The organism is Paenibacillus sp. GP183, assembly GCF_900104695.1.
Classification (GTDB): domain Bacteria; phylum Bacillota; class Bacilli; order Paenibacillales; family NBRC-103111; genus Paenibacillus_AI.
In genome coordinates this window covers 5,225,343-5,246,302 of the sequence record NZ_FNSW01000001.1, presented here as the reverse complement: position 1 = coordinate 5,246,302, position 20,960 = coordinate 5,225,343, and the positions used below count along the sequence as shown (strand labels likewise).

16 protein-coding genes and 1 pseudogene are annotated in these 20,960 nt (G+C 45.2%); 1 reads left to right on the top strand and 16 read right to left on the bottom strand.

The genetic code is table 11. The features are described 5' to 3' along the window. Positions 1-16 precede the first annotated feature (16 nt). The 9 genes and pseudogenes from BLV33_RS25895 to BLV33_RS25855 all read right to left on the bottom strand — a co-directional run bounded on the left by BLV33_RS25895 (position 17) and on the right by BLV33_RS25855 (position 11,841). Positions 17-1,618, bottom strand: coding sequence for a response regulator transcription factor (locus BLV33_RS25895; RefSeq protein ID WP_090798307.1), 1,602 nt, complete (start codon positions 1,616-1,618; stop codon positions 17-19). 307 nt (positions 1,619-1,925) lie between these two features. After that, positions 1,926-2,915: a Gfo/Idh/MocA family protein gene (locus BLV33_RS25890; protein ID WP_090798305.1), complete on the bottom strand. Its 990-nt coding sequence runs from the start codon at positions 2,913-2,915 to the stop codon at positions 1,926-1,928. A gap of 62 nt (positions 2,916-2,977) precedes the next feature. Next, positions 2,978-3,217 carry a hypothetical protein gene (locus BLV33_RS30935; RefSeq protein ID WP_090798303.1) on the bottom strand — a complete coding sequence of 80 codons (240 nt, stop codon included), beginning with the start codon at positions 3,215-3,217 and terminating at the stop codon, positions 2,978-2,980. A 490-nt stretch (positions 3,218-3,707) separates the two neighbouring features. Then, positions 3,708-4,550 (bottom strand): MBL fold metallo-hydrolase, encoded by an 843-nt coding sequence (locus BLV33_RS25880; protein ID WP_090798301.1) that lies wholly within the window; start codon positions 4,548-4,550, stop codon positions 3,708-3,710. Positions 4,551-4,603: 53 nt separating this feature from the next. Then, complete coding sequence (locus BLV33_RS25875; protein WP_171909308.1) at positions 4,604-5,365, bottom strand: sugar phosphate isomerase/epimerase family protein; 762 nt, start codon at positions 5,363-5,365, stop codon at positions 4,604-4,606. A 354-nt stretch (positions 5,366-5,719) separates the two neighbouring features. Continuing rightward, positions 5,720-6,304 (bottom strand): phospholipase D-like domain-containing protein, encoded by a 585-nt coding sequence (locus BLV33_RS25870; protein ID WP_090798297.1) that lies wholly within the window; start codon positions 6,302-6,304, stop codon positions 5,720-5,722. A gap of 245 nt (positions 6,305-6,549) precedes the next feature. After that, a pseudogene (gene sigK / locus BLV33_RS25865) lies at positions 6,550-7,061 on the bottom strand (RNA polymerase sporulation sigma factor SigK); the annotation flags it as partial. 788 nt (positions 7,062-7,849) lie between these two features. Continuing rightward, entirely contained in the window at positions 7,850-8,809 is a 960-nt protein-coding gene (locus BLV33_RS25860; RefSeq protein ID WP_090798295.1) for an aldo/keto reductase, read from the bottom strand. 326 nt (positions 8,810-9,135) lie between these two features. Continuing rightward, on the bottom strand, positions 9,136-11,841 hold the full coding sequence (locus BLV33_RS25855; RefSeq protein ID WP_090798293.1) for a UxaA family hydrolase: 2,706 nt from the start codon (positions 11,839-11,841) through the stop codon (positions 9,136-9,138). A 660-nt stretch (positions 11,842-12,501) separates the two neighbouring features. On the opposite strand from BLV33_RS25855, the gene BLV33_RS25850 reads away from it, so the two are divergent. After that, on the top strand, positions 12,502-13,731 hold the full coding sequence (locus tag BLV33_RS25850) for an IS701 family transposase (RefSeq protein WP_090798291.1): 1,230 nt from the start codon (positions 12,502-12,504) through the stop codon (positions 13,729-13,731). A gap of 273 nt (positions 13,732-14,004) precedes the next feature. Here the strand turns inward: BLV33_RS25850 and BLV33_RS25845 are convergent, their stop codons facing one another. From BLV33_RS25845 to sigK (BLV33_RS25815), 7 genes are all read right to left on the bottom strand, one after another. Further along, the gene (locus tag BLV33_RS25845) at positions 14,005-15,018 is read right to left on the bottom strand and encodes an aldo/keto reductase (protein ID WP_090798289.1); all 1,014 of its coding nucleotides are present in this window, start codon (positions 15,016-15,018) and stop codon (positions 14,005-14,007) included. Positions 15,019-15,064: 46 nt separating this feature from the next. Then, positions 15,065-16,531 (bottom strand): alpha-ketoglutaric semialdehyde dehydrogenase GucD, encoded by a 1,467-nt coding sequence (gene gucD, locus BLV33_RS25840; RefSeq protein WP_090798288.1) that lies wholly within the window; start codon positions 16,529-16,531, stop codon positions 15,065-15,067. A 109-nt stretch (positions 16,532-16,640) separates the two neighbouring features. Beyond that, positions 16,641-17,540 carry a fumarylacetoacetate hydrolase family protein gene (locus BLV33_RS25835; protein WP_090798286.1) on the bottom strand — a complete coding sequence of 300 codons (900 nt, stop codon included), beginning with the start codon at positions 17,538-17,540 and terminating at the stop codon, positions 16,641-16,643. Positions 17,541-17,662: 122 nt separating this feature from the next. After that, positions 17,663-18,241, bottom strand: coding sequence for an IclR family transcriptional regulator (locus tag BLV33_RS25830; protein ID WP_090798284.1), 579 nt, complete (start codon positions 18,239-18,241; stop codon positions 17,663-17,665). Between the two features lie 118 nt (positions 18,242-18,359). Continuing rightward, complete coding sequence (locus BLV33_RS25825) at positions 18,360-18,743, bottom strand: GNAT family N-acetyltransferase (RefSeq protein ID WP_171909307.1); 384 nt, start codon at positions 18,741-18,743, stop codon at positions 18,360-18,362. A 751-nt stretch (positions 18,744-19,494) separates the two neighbouring features. Next, positions 19,495-20,172 (bottom strand): ABC transporter ATP-binding protein, encoded by a 678-nt coding sequence (locus BLV33_RS25820; protein ID WP_090798280.1) that lies wholly within the window; start codon positions 20,170-20,172, stop codon positions 19,495-19,497. Between the two features lie 61 nt (positions 20,173-20,233). Next, entirely contained in the window at positions 20,234-20,788 is a 555-nt protein-coding gene (gene sigK / locus BLV33_RS25815; RefSeq protein WP_090798278.1) for an RNA polymerase sporulation sigma factor SigK, read from the bottom strand. Between the last annotated feature and the right edge of the window lie 172 nt (positions 20,789-20,960).

Here is a 20,960-nt window from a genome sequence, read left to right as displayed (position 1 = left end):
ACATCCTCCTATCTGGTTACATCACACCTATATCCCTATATTGGGTAGGGGTGATCCCCTCTTGGTCCTTGAAAAGCTTGACAAAATGCCGAAAATCTTGGTAACCTACCCGCTGGGCGACCTCGTATATTTTCAGCGTGGAATCTTTAAGAAGATTTTTTGTCTTTTCTATCCTGAGACGAATTACGTATTTGCTGAATGTTTCCCCTGTTTCCTCATGAAATATTTTACTGAAATAAGACGGATTCAAATAAAGATGTTCGGCAACGCTGATCATGGTGATCGCTTCCGTATAGTGCTCTTCCATATATCGGATGGCCAGCTCTATGAACCTTTTTCTATTTCGGAAGTTTTTCTGTACTGTATGTTGGTATTCGCGGATAACCTTCAGCAGCTCGCCTTTCAACTCCGACAAAGTGCAGTAAGGAATCGAGAGTATTTTGCCGGAAGCTTGCTCCGATGATTGGCTTGACTCCAGCTTCTTCTCAATCTCACCGAACAGAGCGGTCAATCCGCTGCGCAGTTGATGAGGAGAATATTTGCTGCAGCACAATTGTAAATGTGAAATCAGTTCGTCAATCAATTCAGTGAGCACGGATTCCTTGTTAAATTTCAGAGCATGCACGAACCGGGTATCCCAGCCATTAGGCCCCTTATAATCCTGAACCTGCAAAGTATAAGGCTGCTCCATTCGCCTGGCATCGTAAATCTTGCCGTAACCGTCATAAAATGCATAAGCTCCGGCGTTTACAGCCTCTTGATATGATGCATGAAGGTTGGTAACCTCGCTTATTCGGCTTATCCCGATGTTGATCCCGATCCCCAGATACCAGCGGCATGCCTGGATTAAGGATTCCATTCCGAATTCGGTCCCATCGTCATTCTCATGAATTGGGGAATGCAAGATGACCAGATCCGTATCTTCTTGAGGATCCAGAAGACAGATCATCGTCTTCCCCATCTCTTTACCGATTTCTTCGGCGATATTGGCAAAAGCATACCGGAGCAAGTATTGCTCTTTGGACTTAACCGCCTTCGATCCCCAATCATACACTTGAACGCATATTACTTTCAGCCGATTCGGATTCAGCTGGATATTAAGCCGATCCCACAACGTAAACCAATCATTATTTAAAGCGCTTACATTTGTAAGAAGCGTTTCTACATACCGCTGCCTGGCCAGAGGCAAGCACTCTCGGATACATTCCGACATCTGAATGATTTGTTGTTGTTCTTCATTCTCGCGCTTGATTTGTGCGATGCATCTACGAACAACATCCAGCACCAACGTTTCCTCTATCGGTTTAAGCACGTAGTCGGATGCTCCATATTTGATAGCTTTTTGGGCGGAACTGAAATCGCTATAGCCGCTAATAATAATAAACTTCGATGGCAGATTGAGCTTCTTGACCGTTTCAATCAAAGCGAGACCATCCATCCGCGGCATTTTGATATCCGTGATGATAATATCCGGCGTTCGGGTTTGGATGAATTTTAACGCTTCTTCCCCGTCACTCGCTTCACCAAGCACTTCGACGCCTTCCGCTTGCCAATCGATGGTGGAACGCAAACCTTGACGAACCCATCTTTCATCGTCAACGATTAGTAAAGAATACATTAGCGATCACCTCATTGTTTAATAAATAGCATCTCTGAATACAAATTCCCTTACAGGCTCTAGCCTCCCGACTTCGTTCCGCCACAAAAAATAGGGGTGGATGAAAATTTCCCTTGATATTTCAATATCACCTTAAGTAAGACATCTATTGCAGCATAGGTATACATCGAATCCAAAAGGCCGTAAACCTCGTGATATCCCGATCGGACAAAGTCACATGATACATTTGTTGATGAGGCTGACGGTCCTCTCCACCGACATTGCGAACGTCAGCCTCCTGAACAAAGCCGTCATCATACCTACATGGTTAAATACGGATCACTTGGCTTCCGTTCGCCGCGCTTCTCCAGGCCGCTTCCGTCAAACGCGCTATTCTTAAGCCGCAGCTGGAAGGCGCAGCCGGTTCGCTAACTTTGCCGAGGATCAGATCGACAAAATTGCGGTTCGGATCGCTGGAAGCCGGAAGCTCATCCTTCACTTCAACTAATTCCCGCTGCCCTTCCTTAGCGACGAATATTTGATCGTTGCGGAACAATACCGTTCCCTTATCGCCGTGAATGGACACATCTTCATGCCAGCCAATGGTAGCGCTTCCAACTACGTTGAAAGTCGCAATGGCGCCTTCCCGGAATCGGACCGTGACGGAAGAGTCGATATCGACCTGCGACCCGCGATTGTCAATGAAAGCGGATACGCTTTCCGGCTCGAGACCGGTCACCCACAACACGACGTCAAGTAGATGGCTGCCGGAATCATTGAGCTGCCCGCCGCACGATAATGCAGGATTTTGCCTCCACGTACCTGTCGTTCCTTTCAGCCAGCTTTGCGCCTGATACGCGCAAATGTAATTGATATTGCCCAATTCCCCGCTCTGTATCAAATCTCGGATATAAATATAAGGCCCCTGCAAATGGCGCTGGTAAGCAACTGCGAGATGCTTATTTAGTGTATCGGCTTGAGCGATGATATGTGCTGCGTTTTCTGACCCGTCGACGAACGGCTTCTCCATAAGTACGTGTAAGCCGCCCTCCAGGCAAGCCATTCCTTGCTCGAAATGCATGCTGTGGGGCGAGACAATAATGGCAGCATCGGCGTTTACCCGTGAGATTGCCTCCCGATAGTCCGAATATACCGAGACATTCGCCAAATCCGGAAAACGCCCCTTCACTTGTTCGATCGCCGTAGCCGAAGGATCCGCTAACGCTATGATTTCCGCCTCCGGTACTTGCAGCAGCCTGCGAATGTGTTCTCTTCCCATTCCACCAACGCCAATAATTAAGAAACGAACCTTTTCCATGTACCGCACCTCCATAAATTTTGTGTTATTTTCCATATTTAATCCAAAATCGATTTATTGCATCAACTTTGGTTGATACCATCCCTTTGTAAGTCGCCTAACTTCGAGATGCTTCGATAGAGGTTTTCGTATAATTGTATGGACATCGACCCTAAATCCCGGAACAAAAGTTTGGACGCCAATTCGGCCAGGACAGAAATGGGGCCAGTGGCGAATGCCAAATGGCGGTTCGGCGAACGCCCGATATCGAACCGGTTTGGCTGTTCGAACTTGGCGGGATCACGGTTTGCCGCCCCGAGCATAACGCTCACGGCCTGCCCCTGACGGATTCTCTGACCTCCGATTTCGTAATCGGTAGATGCTAGATCGCCCGTTGCAAATTGGACAGTGGATCTTTAATAATTATTAATTTTATAATCATTGTAGTACAATGGAAGCGCTTCCAATATTCATTTAAACGATCATAATTCATTCCTCTATTTTATGTTCCAATATTATTGAAGATGCCTTAGGAATTCTTATGTCCTCTTCTAACACTAAGTAATACTTTATATCTGATTGAAACAATGACTGGAAGAGATATGATCTTGTAGTGATCTACCGTGGCCACAATCGAACAAGAGCCAAGAGGTGCTATAGGGGATAATTGAACAGGGGTAAATGATTTTTTTCTGGGCAATTTTCAATGCGTCTAATTCTAACTTTTTTAATTCTATTGGGTTGATATGGGTAATAAGGCTGGTCAAGCAGATGTAAGCTCCCTGCGAATTGACCTTAAAATTGAAGGATTCATCAACGAATATCCTCCTTCAATGCCGAACCGGAAACATAGATGTACCGCTCGAACCGCGCCAATACATGGCTCTTCTGCATCGGATGCCGCGAGTATAAATAATCGATAAAATATCCAGGTCTTTCTGAATTAGCTTCAAACATATCGTAATGCAGAGGAATTACGGTATCGAATCCGGCAGCGACTGCCAGCTCCGCTGCTTCCCTATAATTCATGTTTCCGACGATATTCCGCGCATTTCGAAACGGATCGCGTCCGTTAATCGGCAGCATGCCCAGATCGATCGATTCGGCTTTCAGCGTTTCGATCAGCCCTGGATATACTGTGGTATCCCCAGCGTGATAAAGGGTTACGCCGTTCAATTCCAACACATAACCTACGAAACGGTGGTCGAGTCCAGGATCGTATTCCAACTCCTCATGCGCAGAAGGGATCGGTTTCACTCGGAACCCTGGTCCCTTCCGCCATTCGTTCGTTCTGGCCCATAGGAGTTTGTCAGGCTGAACTCCCAGCTCCAGCATGGTTTCTCGGCAAAATCCCGGAGCCATATAGACCGTTTCACTCTGAGTTGCCGCCATCACTGCTATCGTATCCGGATCCAGGTGATCCGAATGGTCATGCGTGATCAAAACATAATCGGCATTCGTCAATTCCTCCGGCTTAAGCGGAGGCTCGAATGCCCGATGCGGAGAGGGGGACAAGTACGGATCCACATAGATGACCTTGTCTCCTCCTTTGATAATTACGCTGACTTGTCCCAAAAACCATATGGCAAGCATGCCGTATGGCACCCGGGTTTCATCAACTTCCCGAATCAAATCTTCACCGATGCGTATCGTCATAAGCCAATACCTCCATTGATGTGCATATTCCACCGACTCCCTTCAAATGTGCATCAACCATTAACCCGATAGGTCTTAGTCAATGATTCCAAGCCCGATTTGGCAACCTCCAAAGCGCTCTTTGTGCCGAAATGTTCGATAAACAATTCCAAAGACAAGTACCCTCGATAACCGATAACGTATAGAAGTTGCGCCAGCTTCTGTGACGGCGCAACCCCTTCGCCCGGAAACAAGCGGTCCCGATCGGCGATCACAGCTCTTGCCGGTGCGGCTGGATAATCGTTCGCATGCACGATGCCGATCAAATCTCCGTTCAGATAAGCGAGGCTGTCAATACTGCTGCCACCCGTATACATATGAAACGTATCGAGCAAAATTTGGGCATCCGGCACGCCGCTTTCCATCGCTACATATACCGCCTCGCTGAGACGGGACAATTTCTTGGCCCTGCCCCAAAACTCCAGATACAGCTTGATTCCAATTCGGCTTGACAGACCGGTGAGCCTTGCAAAATTCGCTGCCATCATTTCTAGGGAAACATGCTCCACATTGCCGAAAGGCGGCGCAGCTACCGCAGTGCATCCGAGCTCCGCAAGATTTGCCATTTCCTTCTCGGCTTGAAGGAATGCTTGCTCTCGTTCCGTTTCACCCTCGTCCGACCATTTAAAAAAGGCAATTGCATTAACGACGGCTATCCCTGTGTCCGAGATGTACCTTTTCAATTCTTTGACGGTCCCCCCACCGGCCAAGTAGGCGTCAATATCCTTGACCCACAGTTCAATTCCCTCATACCCGGCTCCAGCCGCAATTCTCACCTGATCTTTAACTCCTAAGTTGAAAGGAAATAAGGTTGACGCATTAAGAGATGGTTTAAATGGAAACACAGCATACCCCTTCTCTCGCTAAGATCATGTTAAGGCGTAACTTCAACAGTCCTTCCTTCATAGCTGCTCTTTATACCCAGTTCGATCAATTCACAATGTATTTTTCATCGTAAAATCCCCATCAGAGATACCAACTTTACGATCATCGAATTTGCTTGGTTTTACCTTAATTTACCACAACAATTTGAGGTTAGCTAATGTTATTTATTCGACTCTTCTGCCCGATAGTAACGAGGCTGCTGGTTCTGGTGCAACAGTTAAAAAATGATTTAAATTTAATTCAAATTATTGAGCAATTTTCTTTTGTAACGTTTCAAAACCCATCGTATCACTCCACATTCTATCAAATTGATCCGAGAAGGTTTTTGCTGCTGCCTCGTCATGTATGACCATTAAAACCTCATCGTTGGACGTGCTGGCTGCCTGGCTGTAATTATATGATCCAGTAGTGACCACCTTCTTATCCGCGATGGTAACCTTCAAATGCATGAGTCCATTGTGCTTATTTACTTTCATTGGAATTCCCGCGCTACCCAAAAGTTTCAGTGCCTCATCCTGAGTTTTACCAGCGGATTGAATCTTATCACTGATTATACGAACGACCACGCCTCTCTTCTTTGCTTCTTTAATAGCGGCCACGATATCCGGATAAGTTAAGCTGTAAATTGCAATATCAAGCGTTTGTTTTGATGAGTTGATAACGTCGATAAGGGCTTTTTCCGGATGCTGGTTAGCTTGGGTAAAGTAATACTCATCTCCAACTTGCTGCTTAACAACTGACGTTGCCTGTAATCCAGACTTTGAAGTAGAACCACAGCCAGAAATAATAAAGGCGATCATTACTATGATGATTCCAATTGATTTTCGCATGTTGCATCTCTCCTGTAGGTTTGTAAACAGTATGACATGGGTATATATTTTCGCGCAAACAAAAGCTTTCGGTCCGCGGTTCGATGGTCTGAACCCCACACAATAAGCGATAATATAACCAACACAAAGGCTCAAGCATTATTCCAGCTTGAGCACTTACTTTTTTAAGCATATTGATTTAGGGTAAATGTGGCTTCAAGGTTCCTTTGCTTGGTTACCGTCGACGGGATTTGAACTCGCATGCCCTACCGCTTCGCCTTATAAAACTCATGATAAAGCTTCATCAGCGCTCGCTTCTCTATCCTTGACACATAGCTGCGCGAAATCCCCAGCTCCTTCGCGATTTCCCGCTGCATGCGCTCCTCCCCGCCATGTTCCAAGCCAAAGCGACCCATGACAACTTCCTTTTCCCGATCATCCAATATATCTAAATTTTTATATATTTTGCTTTTCTCAATCTTAAGCTGCACTTTATCTAAGACATCATCGGCTTCTGTTCCAAGAATATCGATCAAGGTGATCTCGTTTCCTTCTTTGTCCGTCCCAATCGGTTCGTGAAGCGATACATCCTTCCGTGTTTTTTTCAATGACCTTAGGTGCATCAGGATCTCATTCTCGATAAAGCGCGCCGCAAACGTTGCCAATTTTGTCCCTTTATTGGCGAAAAGGATTCAATCGATTTAATCAGCCCGATGGTCCCAATGCTTATCAAGTCCTCCAGGTCCTCACCGGTGTTGTCGAATTTTTTGACGATGTGAACACGAAGCAACGTAAACGTTTTATTACCATGATAGACCACCTTGATAAATTCATATTTTTACATACATAAACGTGACTTGAAGCATATCTTTGCCGGTTTGGCAAAAATATGCTTCAAAATACTTTTGGCAGAATATGCTTCAACATAATTTATATCAGTGAAGTATACATAAACGGATTCTTACCTATGAGTGGCCTTAGCCGTCGGTTTCCAAATCTACCGTTATCGGCATGCGGCGCCACTGCAATTCCTTCGATACCTTTATCCTTAATGATACGGATGATCCCGAACTCCCAATATCCTGGATAATAAATTGAGACCGTTCCACTAGATGTAATCGACTACGGGTTTTTCTTTAAGACCCTTTAAATCGCTAATATGCAAAGCTAGAAGGTTAGCTTAATAAAATTAAAAGGAGCAGCTGCCGTGGCACACTGCTCCTTTTAATTAAACTCTCGTTTCCGTTAGCTCAAGACCGCTTCAAGTACTTTTTTAGACATATATTATATTCTCTGATACAGTACCAAGGATCCTTTTCTAGGGGTTATTTTAACATAATAGAATTTATAAAATTTCGAGGTGGAATGGGGGCTTCCACCCCATTTTCGATTTCAATCTCGAATGGGTGCCCAAATAAGAGAGCCCTGCAAAACACCTTCTTGAGTATGTATATTCGCAATCACTTCACTTCAAGCATTGCCAGGTTCAAAGCTTTGTGAAGTGTTTGCGGTTCTCTTTTTGAATATATCAATCTTCATGAATGTCTATCTATCCATTTATGTAAATCATCTATTCACTTCGGGATCGTCAGTATCAAATCCAATGGCGTCTAGCGCAGGCCAAAGCTCGGAAGGAATGGGGTAACTTGCGAGCTCCAACGTCTGGGCGACTCTTTCCGGCTTAGTCATGCCAACGACAGTACTCGTGACACGGGGATCACGCATGGAGAATTGAAGTGCCGCGGCGGCTAGAGGTACATCGTATTCCTGGCAGACTTTTACAAACATTCGTACGCGTTCGAGTAACAACGGCGGTGCATCACTATAAGCATAGCGGGCGTAGGCATCTGGACCTTTTGCCAATATGCCGCTACCATAGGGTGCTGCGTTGATTACTGTAACACCCAATCGACTGGCAACATCAAGCAAAGGCTCAGCTGATCGATTGAGTAGCGTGTAGCGGTTATGAGTCTCAACGGCGCTAAACTCCCCCGTTTCTATATAACGAATAAGCATTTGGATTGGCCCACCGGATATGCCAATGTGATCGATGACTCCCTGATCCTTGAAGTTTTTCAGTATCTCTAGCGGACCACCCGGTCCCATGACATTTTCAAAGGTTGTGTGTTCCGGATCATGGATGTAGACATATTGCAGGCGATCTAGCCCCAAGCGGTGGAGACTTCCTTCGATGGAACGTTTGATTTGTTCACCGCTGAAGTCACCAGTCTGTAAGCAGCGGTCAGCTTTGGTGGCGAGCACAAAGCCCGATGGGAGTCCACCATTCTCTTTAATTACCTTGCCAATACGGCGCTCGCTCTCACCTTCACCATAAGCCGCAGCTGTATCGAGGAAGTTGATCTGGCTCGCAAAGGCAGCACGAATTGTTGCTAGCGCGTTTTCTTCTGGTGCGCTATAGGTAAAGGTTTCCGGCATATCTCCGAGTGGAGCACCACCAACACAAAGCGGTGAGACAAACAGGCCAGTTCTGCCAAATGGCCGATTAGATAGCAAACGTTCAGACATAGAGTGATCCTCGCTTTCATTTCAAAATTTGTATTGCTTTAAAGTAATAAATATGTGAAATCATTTGAGAAAGACTTCAGTATATCACAATTAAACTATTCTACCCGTTAGCACAGCGAGTCCGCCGATCATCTCACGGCAGCCTCGAGGTTGAAGCGCATTGATCTCTCGTTTCCGTTAGTTTAGTAAAAGGATTCTGTAATCCAATCGAACTATATTAAGGGTCGAAAAACAACCGGGGATTCCGACGTTTACTGCTTCATGGCTTGTTACAATCGATCAAAACAGAAAAAAGAATTGAGCAGAAATAATCCCTCCGATCCCGTTCACAACGAAACGCCCAGAAATCCGCGTGTTAATTGAAAATCAACATTACCCTGTTGATAGAGACGTGGAGTATAGCTATGTTCAATGATTTGCTTACATCTCTCTAGAATCTTATCGGTCCAATCAGCGGGATTTCCTTTGAGCAACAGATCCAAATCATTCGTATAGGTTTGCTGCATAAATGGGTCCGATGCCATTTGCATCATAGGTACGAACGGATGCGTCTGCATTGGGCGACGATGGACCAGCGCTATAATTAACTCTACTCCCGTGGCTGCTAAGCCCGTGACTGTCTCTACCCAATGCTCGGTTGGTGTTTCCATGATGTGGAAACCCATGTGGCGGGCATGTTCCCCATAGGCCAATGACGGCTTGACATTGGATGTAGTCAATAATTTCTCACTGTAAACCGGCGTTGAAAGCAGCCCGCTGTTCTCGGGAACAACCACCATACCGCCTGCGCTCACAATCATTTTTGTCAACATCGCCAGTTGTTCACCAGCAGCGTCAGTAACGGAACCATCACTTAAGATCCCAACACGCAATGCTTCTAGTCCGGCAGTCTCTTTCGTAATTGGACCAGTTGCAGACAATTGATCATTAAACCACGCTTCCACCTTCTGAGTTACCTTATTAATCCCGCCGTCAAGTTGAATACTGGCAAAACCAAGACGACTCGGATCAACCCCCATCTCCTCCATCTCGTGACGCATAAAGTCATTGTGGGTTTTCTCACAGCCATGTTCCAGCATCAGACAATGCTTGACTAGCGGATGGGTGACATAACCAATCATTGTGCGGGAATACAACTGCTCTGGTTGACCGCCAGAAGTCCCGCATCCTTCCGTGTGAGCCAAAGCCACAAAACGCGAGAGTTGTCCGGGTTGACCCAGTCCCTGTTTGTTTAACCGCAGTGCAATCATATTCGCCACCTGACCGGCACATAGACTCGTGGGCAGGATTAAGCCGATGTGATCACTGGCCCGACGGTCTTGGTGACGTGTGAATGTAAATCGGATTGGGTCGGCGACCGCGTCTGTATCCGCTCGAATCGCAATAGGTCCCCCTGTCGGTAGGGACACATTGAGCAAGGTATCCAGTTGGCTCGCATCGGTTTGCCGCCAGTTGCGCCAGATCTGCACCTGTGAATGGCCAGCCTTTTCACCGACACTGCGCTGACCGGAGGCTATTTGTATCGAATGTTCGAAGGCGTGCTTACCCAACTCATCCATGGATATGCCCTCCAGGTACTGACCGGCGTTGATATCCATATCATTGGCCAGCAATTGGAAGCGACGTGTCGTTGTCACCATCTTGACCGTCGGCACAAAAGGAAAGTTGGTGACCGAACCATTACCTGTCGTAAAGAATATCAGGTTGCAGCCTGAAGCCACCTGGCCTGCAATGCTCTCGAGGTCATTACCGGGGCTATCCATAAAATAATATCCGGGTTCTTTCATGAGCCCACCGTATTCAATGGCATAGTCAAGCCGGGTTGCCGGGTCTTTCTTGCGGGCAGCGCCAATGGATTTGAGGTAAATGTTATAAAGGCCGCGATATTTATTACCACCCGATGGATTTCCTTCAGCGTTAGCGCCATGCCAAGCCGTACGCTCCCTGAATTCTTCTACAAACGTTAAGAATTTGCGGGCGGTTTCCACGTCGCGCACCTTCTGCAAGACATAAGGCTCAGCGCCAATTAATTCATCGGTTTCAGCCAGACTGGCAGCGCCGCCGTAGCGTATCAATTCCTGCGCAATCCAACCCAGCAGCGGATTAGCGGAAATACCGGAAAAGGCGTCTGAGCCTCCACACTGTAATCCAATCTTTAGATTGCTAATAGATTCCGGGGTCCGTTCCATGGCATTGACCGTTGGTAACCAATCACGCACAATAGCTTCCCCTATGGTCAGATTATCTTGAAAGCCGCCTTTAATTGATAAGAACCGATGCACCACTTCATCTAATGGATAATTGTGTTCGCGTAAATACGCTTCTACCATCTGGTTGGTCACGGATTCAATCCCATAGTCTACTATTAAGACCGCACCCACGTTGGGATTAACGATAAATCCGGCCAACGTGCGCAACAATAGCTCTAGGTTATTAGGCTGTTCCGTGCCCCCCTCAGTATGCGCCACTGGAACAATGGCCTCGACATGGTGATAGTTCTTCAGTTCGCCTTGCAGACTAGCTGCAAGCTGCTTGACATAGCTCCCCGTGCGTGAGGTTGTGCCCAACAGAACAATCGTGTTGCGGGTGCCAACGCCGCGAGCTTGGCTGCGCCGATAACCAAGAAAGGTGCGCGTTTCCGTGTAAGCGGGCATATTTGGAGCCGGTTGGAATTTCGCCTCGTCGAGAACATAAGGAAGAACTTGATCAGCAAAATTTGGCGTCGCCGGCAGCGCAAATTTCAACGAACGCACACTAAGCTCCTCCAGCACAGCCTTGTTAATCACATAATCGCCGGGCTGAATGGATTGCAGAGCCACACCAAAGGGTAATTCCCACGAAAGTAAGGCTTCTCCTGAAGCAATCGCTTTCACTGCAAAGCGATGGCCTTCCATGACAGTGTAATCCAAGGTCAGGGTTTGGCCTTGATAGGTAATGATGGTGCCAGCGTCCAGTTGGCACGTCGCAATGGCAACATTATCTCCAGGTAAAGGAAGTCTTCCGACTTCGTCAAAGTGATAAGATGCGTTCATAGATTTCAAACTCCTTATTTAAGATTTCGCTTGAGTTAAATATAAATCCGTAGCCGCGATGATCCTTGAAGTGCTTGCTGATCACCTATCGAGGTCTGACAGATTACAGAAAGTCGAAAACGAAGTCTGGCTTCAGCACGAGTTCATGCACATATTGTATCATAAATTGAGGTAATTGGATTGATATTTGCAGCACATGGGAAGGTTCTTTGTGTCAGTGTTAGGGGTCAACTGCAAATTCAAAATTATCCTATAGATAAGCACAAAAATAAAGATAAAGTTAGTGGCCTGTGCTATATGAATTGAATTTCCTTCGCCATGTCGATACCAACTACAAGATGAGAGGTGGAAATTCGTTCAATACGTTGATTTTGTCTTAAACTTCATAATAAGAGCGCCTCCTTGATGGTTTTGGGTTTCGAACCCGTGGATAAATTCATCATACCTAGGCGCTCATTTTTTGACGAAGGCCATTTCTTAAGCCTTACAGGAATGATTAACTTGAGTGTTGCAAAAATCTTGTTGTCGACAAATCCCATTTAAAGGCAGGATTTTAGAAGCTTCGTCGAATGATTAAATGGAAGGAGGACATCTGACCTTAAAGAAGAAATTGTTGGTTACGACGCCACAATTTCCAGAAAAAGGAGATGTCCCACTACCATGGTATCCCTCTACTTGCCTATCGTCAAGTTCATTTTAGCTCTCAAATTGGAGTTTTCTAAACCCCAACGGAATCACTTGTTTACGCTCGTTCATGGCATCATTCTTTGTGCCGGACGCAAGAACATTACGCAGATCCGAAACGCTGCAAGACAAGATTGTCACCTGAGCAGCGTCACCCACTTTCTGAATCATGCACCTTGGTGCGTCAATCGCATGCAGCGCAGGCGTATGCAATTCGTCATAGAGAAAATCCGGGCAAAGCGCTTGAAGAATGGTGATGCAAGGCGTCTTGTATTCTTCATCGTGGATGACACTTGCTGTAAGAAGGAAACCTCGACGAAGAAAATGGAGGCTCTCAGCTTTCAATACTCACACGAATCTGGAAAGTCAGTCTGGTGTCATTGCGTTGTCACTTCTCACGTGGTAAGCGAGGGCAATTCCTATGCCTGGGATTTCCGCCCTTATTACCGTGAAGAGTATTGCGATGAACATCGCCTGTCATTCAAAAGTAAGAACGATCTTGCCCTTGAAATGATCGAAGCATTCCCAGCTACACAGGATGAGCAGGCTTACGTTCTCATGGACAGCTGGTATACCAGTGAAAAGGTTATTAATGCCTGCAATCGCAAGGGATTTCATGTCATCGCCGCTGTAAAGACGAACCGGCTTATCTGCGTCAGCGGTGTAACAATTTCTATGGCTGATTTCGCTGCCCAGTACCTTCGCAAGTCTGACCTACGCTCCGTTACGGTGGAAAGTCAGGGAACGTACTGGATTTATGAATATGAAGGTCCGTTAAGCGAAATGGAAAATGTCAAAGCATTGCTGTCTTGGAAAGATGAATACGCCGATTCGAGCAAACCTCAGGTTTGTCTTCTGTGCACGGATTTAAGCTTGGATCTCGTTACGATCCAACGCTATTATCACGTGCGCTGGAATATCGAAACCGGCTATCGCTATTTCAAAGAACTGCTAGGTTTTGACCAATATCAGTTGCTCTCATTTGAAGGCATTCAGCGATTTTGGGCGATCCAGTTTCTGACGCAGAACTTTTTAGAATCACAGCGACAGGACTGGATGAAGAACGACATTCATCTCACGCTTGGAGATGTGGTGTATCGAATTCGGCAAGAGTTTTTCGGGCAGATCATCGTTTATGTGTATCAGCAAGCCCTGGAGAAGAAACCGTTATTCGACATCCTTAAGCATCTCAAGATACCTGCCTGAACTGCTGTTACCTGACTCCTGCTATAGGTCTGCTCATTTTCGTTCTTTGAGAGCGAATTCGCAACATTAAAGTGATTAAGTTAATAATCATAATTTCAAACTTCCTTATAAAAAGTAGGTTTAAAATATGCTGATTATTTTAAAAAGAGACGAGCAATGTTCAGTGTGAGCAGTAACAAAAAACATGATAATCGTTATAAAAAAGGATTTTCCGAAGAGCAGGAAAATCCTTTTTTTGTTTTATACATAACTTTCGATCCTTTTCCCCTGCCGTTATTTCAGCTCTTTGGGATCTCTGCCCCTACGTTGTTGGGTCTCCGCGGCGAGGTCGTAAGGATAGCTAACCGGCAACTCACTTACCTCGTTCAAACGACGGACCTGTTCTTCTGTCAACGACCATCCGCTGGCGCCTAAATTATCGTTCAATTGCGCCACATTCCGCGCCCCTATGATCGGAGCCGTAATCACGCGGCGGCTCAGCACCCAGTTCAGAGCGACTTGTGCGGCCGATTTATCCGTTTCTTTGGCGATTTCGTTCAATACATGTATAATATTCCAGGTAAATTCATTGTTGTTCCGTTCCCATACTTCCTTGTTCGCGCCCACCCGCGTATTCTCCTCGGGTTTTTCTCCACTTTTGAATTTGCCGCTTAACAAACCTCCGCGCAGCGGGCTCCACGGAATAACTCCGACACCCTCGTGCTCGCATAAAGGCAGCAGTTCGTACTCGGTTGCGCGACACAGCAGGCTGTACTGCGGCTGCAGGCAAACGAAAGATTCCCAACCATGTTGGCGGGCTAAATAAATCGCTTTTTGCAGCTGCCATGCCTTGAAATTGCTTGCCCCGATATAACGGACTACCCCTTTGCGCACCAGATCATTCAGCGCGCTAAGCGTTTCTTCAATTGGAGTCAACGCGTCCCAGGCATGCACCTGGTACAAGTCGATATAATCGGTACCGAGTCGGCGCAAGCTGTCTTCCACCGATGTGAAAATATGTTTGCGGCTAAGGCCCGCTTCGTTGGGTCCATCTCCCATCGGAAAGCGAACCTTGGTGGCGATGACGAAGTCGTCTCTCTTCTTTTGTTTCAGCCAATGGCCGACGATTTCTTCCGATACACCCGTCGAATATACGTTGGCGGTATCCAGAAAATTACCACCCACTTCCGTAAAGCGATCCATAATGCGGCAGCTTTCTTCGCGGTCCGCCGCAGCACCGAATGTCATCGTTCCGAGACACAGTTCGCTGACTTTTAGTCCTGTCCTGCCAACTAAACGGTAATTCATCGGTTATCCCTCCCATTTCACTATGGATTCCTTCTAAATAATCCATTTATGCTTTTATAAATACAGTTTTGATGGATGTAAAGAATTCAATTGCCGCTTGCCCTTGCTCGCGAGAATGAGAGCTGGACTGTTTCATCCCGCCAAATGGGGCTTGTAATTCGACTCCCGCCGATTCGGCATTAACACGTACAAGTCCTGCATCCATATTGTTAATAAAGGTAAGCATATTCCCAATATTTCCTGTGAAAATGGAAGCGCTCAATCCATATTGGACATCGTTTGCTACATGCAAAGCCTCCTCAAAGGTATCTACTTTGAGCAAAGCAAGAACAGGGCCAAAAATCTCTTCTTGAGCAATGGTCATGTTTGTATTCACATTATCAAAGAGGGTAGGTTCAATATAAAACCCGTGTTCCAAACCTTCGCTTTCAAGTCTATTTCCGCCATAGAGAATGGTTGCCCCTTCTTCAAGGCCCTTTTGGATATAAGAAAGAACTGTATTAAATTGACTTTCACTCGCACAGGGTCCCATCCATGTTTCCTCATGCATTCCATAACCAACTTTTAATCCCTTCACTTTAGCCAGTAGTTTTTCTTTAAATGCATCATATACCGCACTCTGTACAATCACACGGCTTGTTGCCGTACATTTCTGACCGGTAGAACGAAGGCCTCCGCTGATTGTTGCATCAACCGCTAAATCAAGATCAGCATCTGCTGCCACAATGACAGGATTCTTCCCTCCCATCTCAAGTTGGTACTTAGCCCCACGGGCAAGAGCCCCCTGGCCAACTAACTTACCTACCGTATCGGAGCCTGTGAATGTAATTCCGTTGATACCCGGATGATCAATAATTCCTTGACCGATCACCGATCCATTCCCTGTTACCAGGTTGACAACCCCTGCTGGAAGTCCAGCTTCATGCATACATTCCACAACTTTAGCAGCAGTGACAGCCGTTTCTTGAGCAGGCTTCAATACGACGGTATTCCCATAGATCAGGGCTGGTGCCAATTTCCAAATGGGAATGGCAACCGGGAAATTCCATGGAGTAATCACGCCAATCACCCCTAGCGGAGTACGGGTAGTAAACATAAGCGCTTCACTGTCGGAAGAAGGAATAACATCTCCTATCTTACGCATTCCTTCTCCTGCATAATATCGGAGAATGGCCACGCCGCGGACGGTTTCACCCTTCGCTTCAGGAAAGGTTTTCCCCATTTCTTTGGTCATGGTTTCCGCAATTTCATCGATATGCTTTTCCACCACATTAGCGATTTTATAAAGATACTCCCCTCTAGCCGCTCCAGAAAGTTGTTTCCATTGAACCTGGGCCTTTTTTGCGGCTGCAACCGCATGATCCAGATCTTCCTTACCTGATTTCTGTACGTATCCGACAATTTCATATTTATTCCCGGGATTGATACTGGCGTCTACCTGATCCGTAGATGCTTGTAACCATTCTCCATTAATATAGTTAAGATATGTTTTTGGTTCCGTTATTACAGTCATCTTTTTCATCCACCCATTCTTTTATTTTTATGATCATTTTCTTAAAACGTCGGACCAATCCGCCAAAATTACCGGTGCAATTGGCGAGCCAGTTGGAGTGCCCACGTGTTTAAGAAACCGCTATTTTATTGGCATGTAGTTTAACCGGATTATTCAACACTCCAATATCCGAAATCTCAATTTCAATTCGATCGCCGTCCAGCAGAGTAAACTCATTGGACGGAACGATACAAGTTCCTGTTAATAGAACGGTACCATCGAAGATTTCATTATTCAGCGTAAGATAAGAAACGAGCTCATCCAACTTCCTTTTTAATTGTCCTGTACTCGCAGTGCCTTCCACTATCTTTTCTTCATTGCGATAAATACGGCAAGTAATTTGGAATTTGTAAGGGTCATCTACTGTATCCGCTAATCGAATAGCAGGACCTATGGAACAAGAATGTTTCCACATTTTGGCTTGAGGGAGATATAGTGGATTCTCTCCTTCAATATCGCGGCAGCTCATATCGTTCCCAATGGTGTAGCCAACAATTTTTCCGCTTTTACTAATGACAAGGCCAAGCTCCGGCTCCGGAATCTGCCAGTTGGAATCCGTACGCAAATATACATCCTGATCCGGACCAACCGTCCTTGCCGCTGTCGATTTAAAGAAAATCTCTGGACGCTCTGCATCGTAAACCTTATCATAGAAGGTTGAGGCATCTAGCTTACCACCTGTTGCTTCATAGTTTCTAGCATCCCTGCTTTTTTCATAGGTTACACCAGCTGCCCAAACTTCAGGTGCGACAATCGGCACAAGTAAGGACAGGTCTCCTATTGTTCTATCGAGTGGATTGGATGTTGCGATCATGCCTTCTACTAAAGCCAAGGTAGTAGTCCCTTGCTCCTCAGCATGATGAACCAACTCCATAAAATCCTGCTGTGGTAAAACATAGATCTTGGAACCATCTGTTAAAGCTGCCAGTGTAGGAACAGCACCTTCGCTTAAAAATCGAATAATACGCATAATGAAACCTCCGTTTTTTATTTTGTTTTACATTATAAAACTACGTTCTATGATCAGAGTGAGTTTTCAGAAGAATCTTTTTGAAGAAGAGACTCTCCTAACGCATCCATTTTCCAATGACATTATCTTTGCAGAAAAGGAATCCCATAGCCCATCTTCTGAGACATTTCAATCGCTTCCTGCCTTAACATCTCTGTAAATCTTGCCAGTTCTTCATCATTAATTCGAGTAACAAGGGTAGACATACTTACAGCTGCAACGACTTGCCCCGTATGATCATATATGGGTACAGCTATACAGCGAACGCCAGCTTCATTCTCTTGATTATCTATGGCATACCCAAGAGTACTAACTTGTTCAAGCTCAACTAAGAAATCCCGCTCATTTGTGATGGTTTTCGGGGTATGAGCTTTATAAATATGACCCTGCAGCAACTTTTCCAGTTCTTCTCTGTTCTTAAAGGCTACAAGAACTTTGCCCACTGCACTACAGTAAACGGGAATTCTTCTACCAATCCGGGAGTACAGTATAGTCGCTTGCGAACCTTCCACTTTATCAATATATACGCCCTCTCTGCCATCTAGAATGACTAGATTGGTTGTTTGGCCGGTTTTCATCGATAGATCAATCAGATAGGTTTTTGCAACCTTCCGAATGTCTAAACCATGGATAACAAAATTGCCTCTTTCAAAGAGTTTCATACCGAGCTTATTAATCGACCCTTCTTCCCAAGGAGACACACATTAAAATGAATGAATACAGTGATTTCAGTTTCTTCACTATCGCGACTAGGGTATAAACCCCGTATTCAGTCAGCCACTAAGACAAATTTAAACGCATACACTTCATATTGGAGAATTGATAACCTGCACCCTCATAAAATTTCTGCGCGGCTCCGTTGTCGGCATCGACTAGTAACGATATTCGTAAAATGCCTTTATTTCGGGCGAACTTGATGATTTCCTGCATAAAGAACGAACCGTTCCCTTTTCCCCTCTCTGATTCGGACAAGATATAATCCTCAAGAATGATTGCTCTTCCGCCCTCGGCTGTACTAATGGTGAACAGCATGTTCGCCATGCCAATGACGTACTCATGATTCAATAGAACAAGAAGTTGGCCGCTTTCTGGGTGGTTTAATATCAGTTCCAAGCCGGCCTTTTGTCTTTCGTTGTGATTGACTTCGATGAAATCCTTTTCCAAGCTGAACAACTCCTTTAATAACTGGCACATCGCTGGGATGTGCTCGGAACTTGCCTCTTTTACTTGCAGAATGATAAAAACCTCCTTGTAGGCTAACATCCGGATTCGCCGTTACGGCAACAATCTAATAATTTTTCTTTCGAAACACCAAATGTATAATATTTATTTATTACTTAGCGTACGAATTCCGCGTTTTGGTACCCTTATTAGTCCAGCTATTCATATCGAGACCATATTATACCTTTTTAACTTGTTTACCACGTCTATATTCCCTTATGATTAGTGTCAATTCCTAATTCCTGTTGCGTTATACTGCCTGTTAGCGGAGTGAAGGGGAGAGCAATCAACGTTCGTTATCCGGATATAGTTACAACACCCTGTTATAATATAACCCGCAGGCTGCCCAACCCATCATGTGAATCAGGAGCAAAATCCCGAGGACGTAAGCGGTGGACAACATAATGCTAAATACCAGAAGTGAAGTGTTCCAACAAACGTATGTTTACCCTTATCATAGGTACATCGAGTTTAATCGGTGTTATCTTTTGAAACCGCCTCATGCAATTGGAGATTCGTCAGCGGCTAAGTCTGGACACTAACCTCGGGGTGAAGCATTAAGAGAGTTTACACAAAAGATTAGACAGACCCAAAAAATCAGATAAAAAAACATACTCAATCAAGTACTACACTGATCGAGTATGTCTGATCGTTATGTTCCTTTTTTGAAAATCACCGCTTCACCTTACAATAACTACGATACATCCTCCTGCATTCGCCCATCTCGAAAACGAATAATGCGCTTTGCCTGTTTCGCAATCAAAATGTCATGCGTAATCAAAATGATCGTTCGACCTTGTGCATTTAATTTCTTCAATATCTCTAAAATCTCCACACCTGTTTTCGAATCCAGCGCACCTGTAGGTTCATCCGAAAGAATAATCGACGGATCTCCTGCCAAAGCTCGGGCGATAGCGATACGCTGCTGCTGCCCACCGGATAATTCCGAAGGAAGGTGTTTCATACGATCTATTAAGTCCACCGATTCCAGTGCCTGTAAAACGAGTGGCTCTCTTTCCTTTTTCGTCATTCCCCGATAGATTAACGGCAATTCTCCATTTTCGAAAGCCGTTAGTCGCGGAAGCAAGTTGAAGCTTTGAAAGACAAATCCAATTTTTTGGTTGCGAATCTCAGCTAGTTGAGAATCCTTAAGTAAGTTTATGGGTTTACAATCAAGGCTATAATCACCTTTATCTGAAACATCCAAACAACCGATAATGTTCATGAGAGTTGATTTCCCAGAACCAGACTGGCCCATAATGGCCACGAATTCACCATGTTCAATATCTAAGGAAATGTCATCTAACGCTTTGATGGTTTCCCCGCCCAAATAATAATATTTACTAATATGTTCGATATGGATTAAAGTCATTAGCTTCGCCTCCATTACTTGCACATGAACCCAAATAAATGAAATATGCTATCCCTTATCCTCACCGCCTTGCCTTATAAAACTCATGGTAAAGCTTCATGAGCGCTCTTTTCTCTATCCTTGACACATAGCTGCGCGAAATTCCCAACTCCTTCGCAATTTCCCTTTGCGTCCGCTCTTCCCCGCCAAGCTCCAGCCCAAATCGCCCCATCACAACTTCTTTTTCCCGATCGTCTAATATATCTAAATTTTTATATATTTTGCTCTTCTCGATCTTAAGCTGCACCTTATCTACAACATCATCAGCCTCTGTGCCAAGGATATCGATCAAGGTGATCTCGTTTCCTTCTTTGTCCGTCCCGATTGGATCGTGAAGCGATACATCCTTCCGAGTTTTTTTCAATGATCTCAGGTGCATTAGGATCTCATTCTCGATACATCGCGCTGCAAACGTAGCCAATTTGGTGCCTTTATTCGGCGAGAACGACTCGATCGCTTTTATCAGTCCTATTGTCCCAATGCTTATCAAATCCTCTAGATCTTCGCCTGTGTTGTCGAATTTTTTGACAATGTGAACACAAAGCAACGTAATGTTGCCGTGATGAGCGACCTTTATACAATGTGCAAGTGTAACTTAACCATAAGCTTGCCATTTTTACATGCTTATGGTTCCCATTTAGCACCTGCAAACTTATGCTTCCTAAAATGAAAAAATCTTTGAGAATCAACAGTATTTCAAAAATTATCATCGAGTAATAAAAAGAGCTAAAACTACTCGAACTATTCAC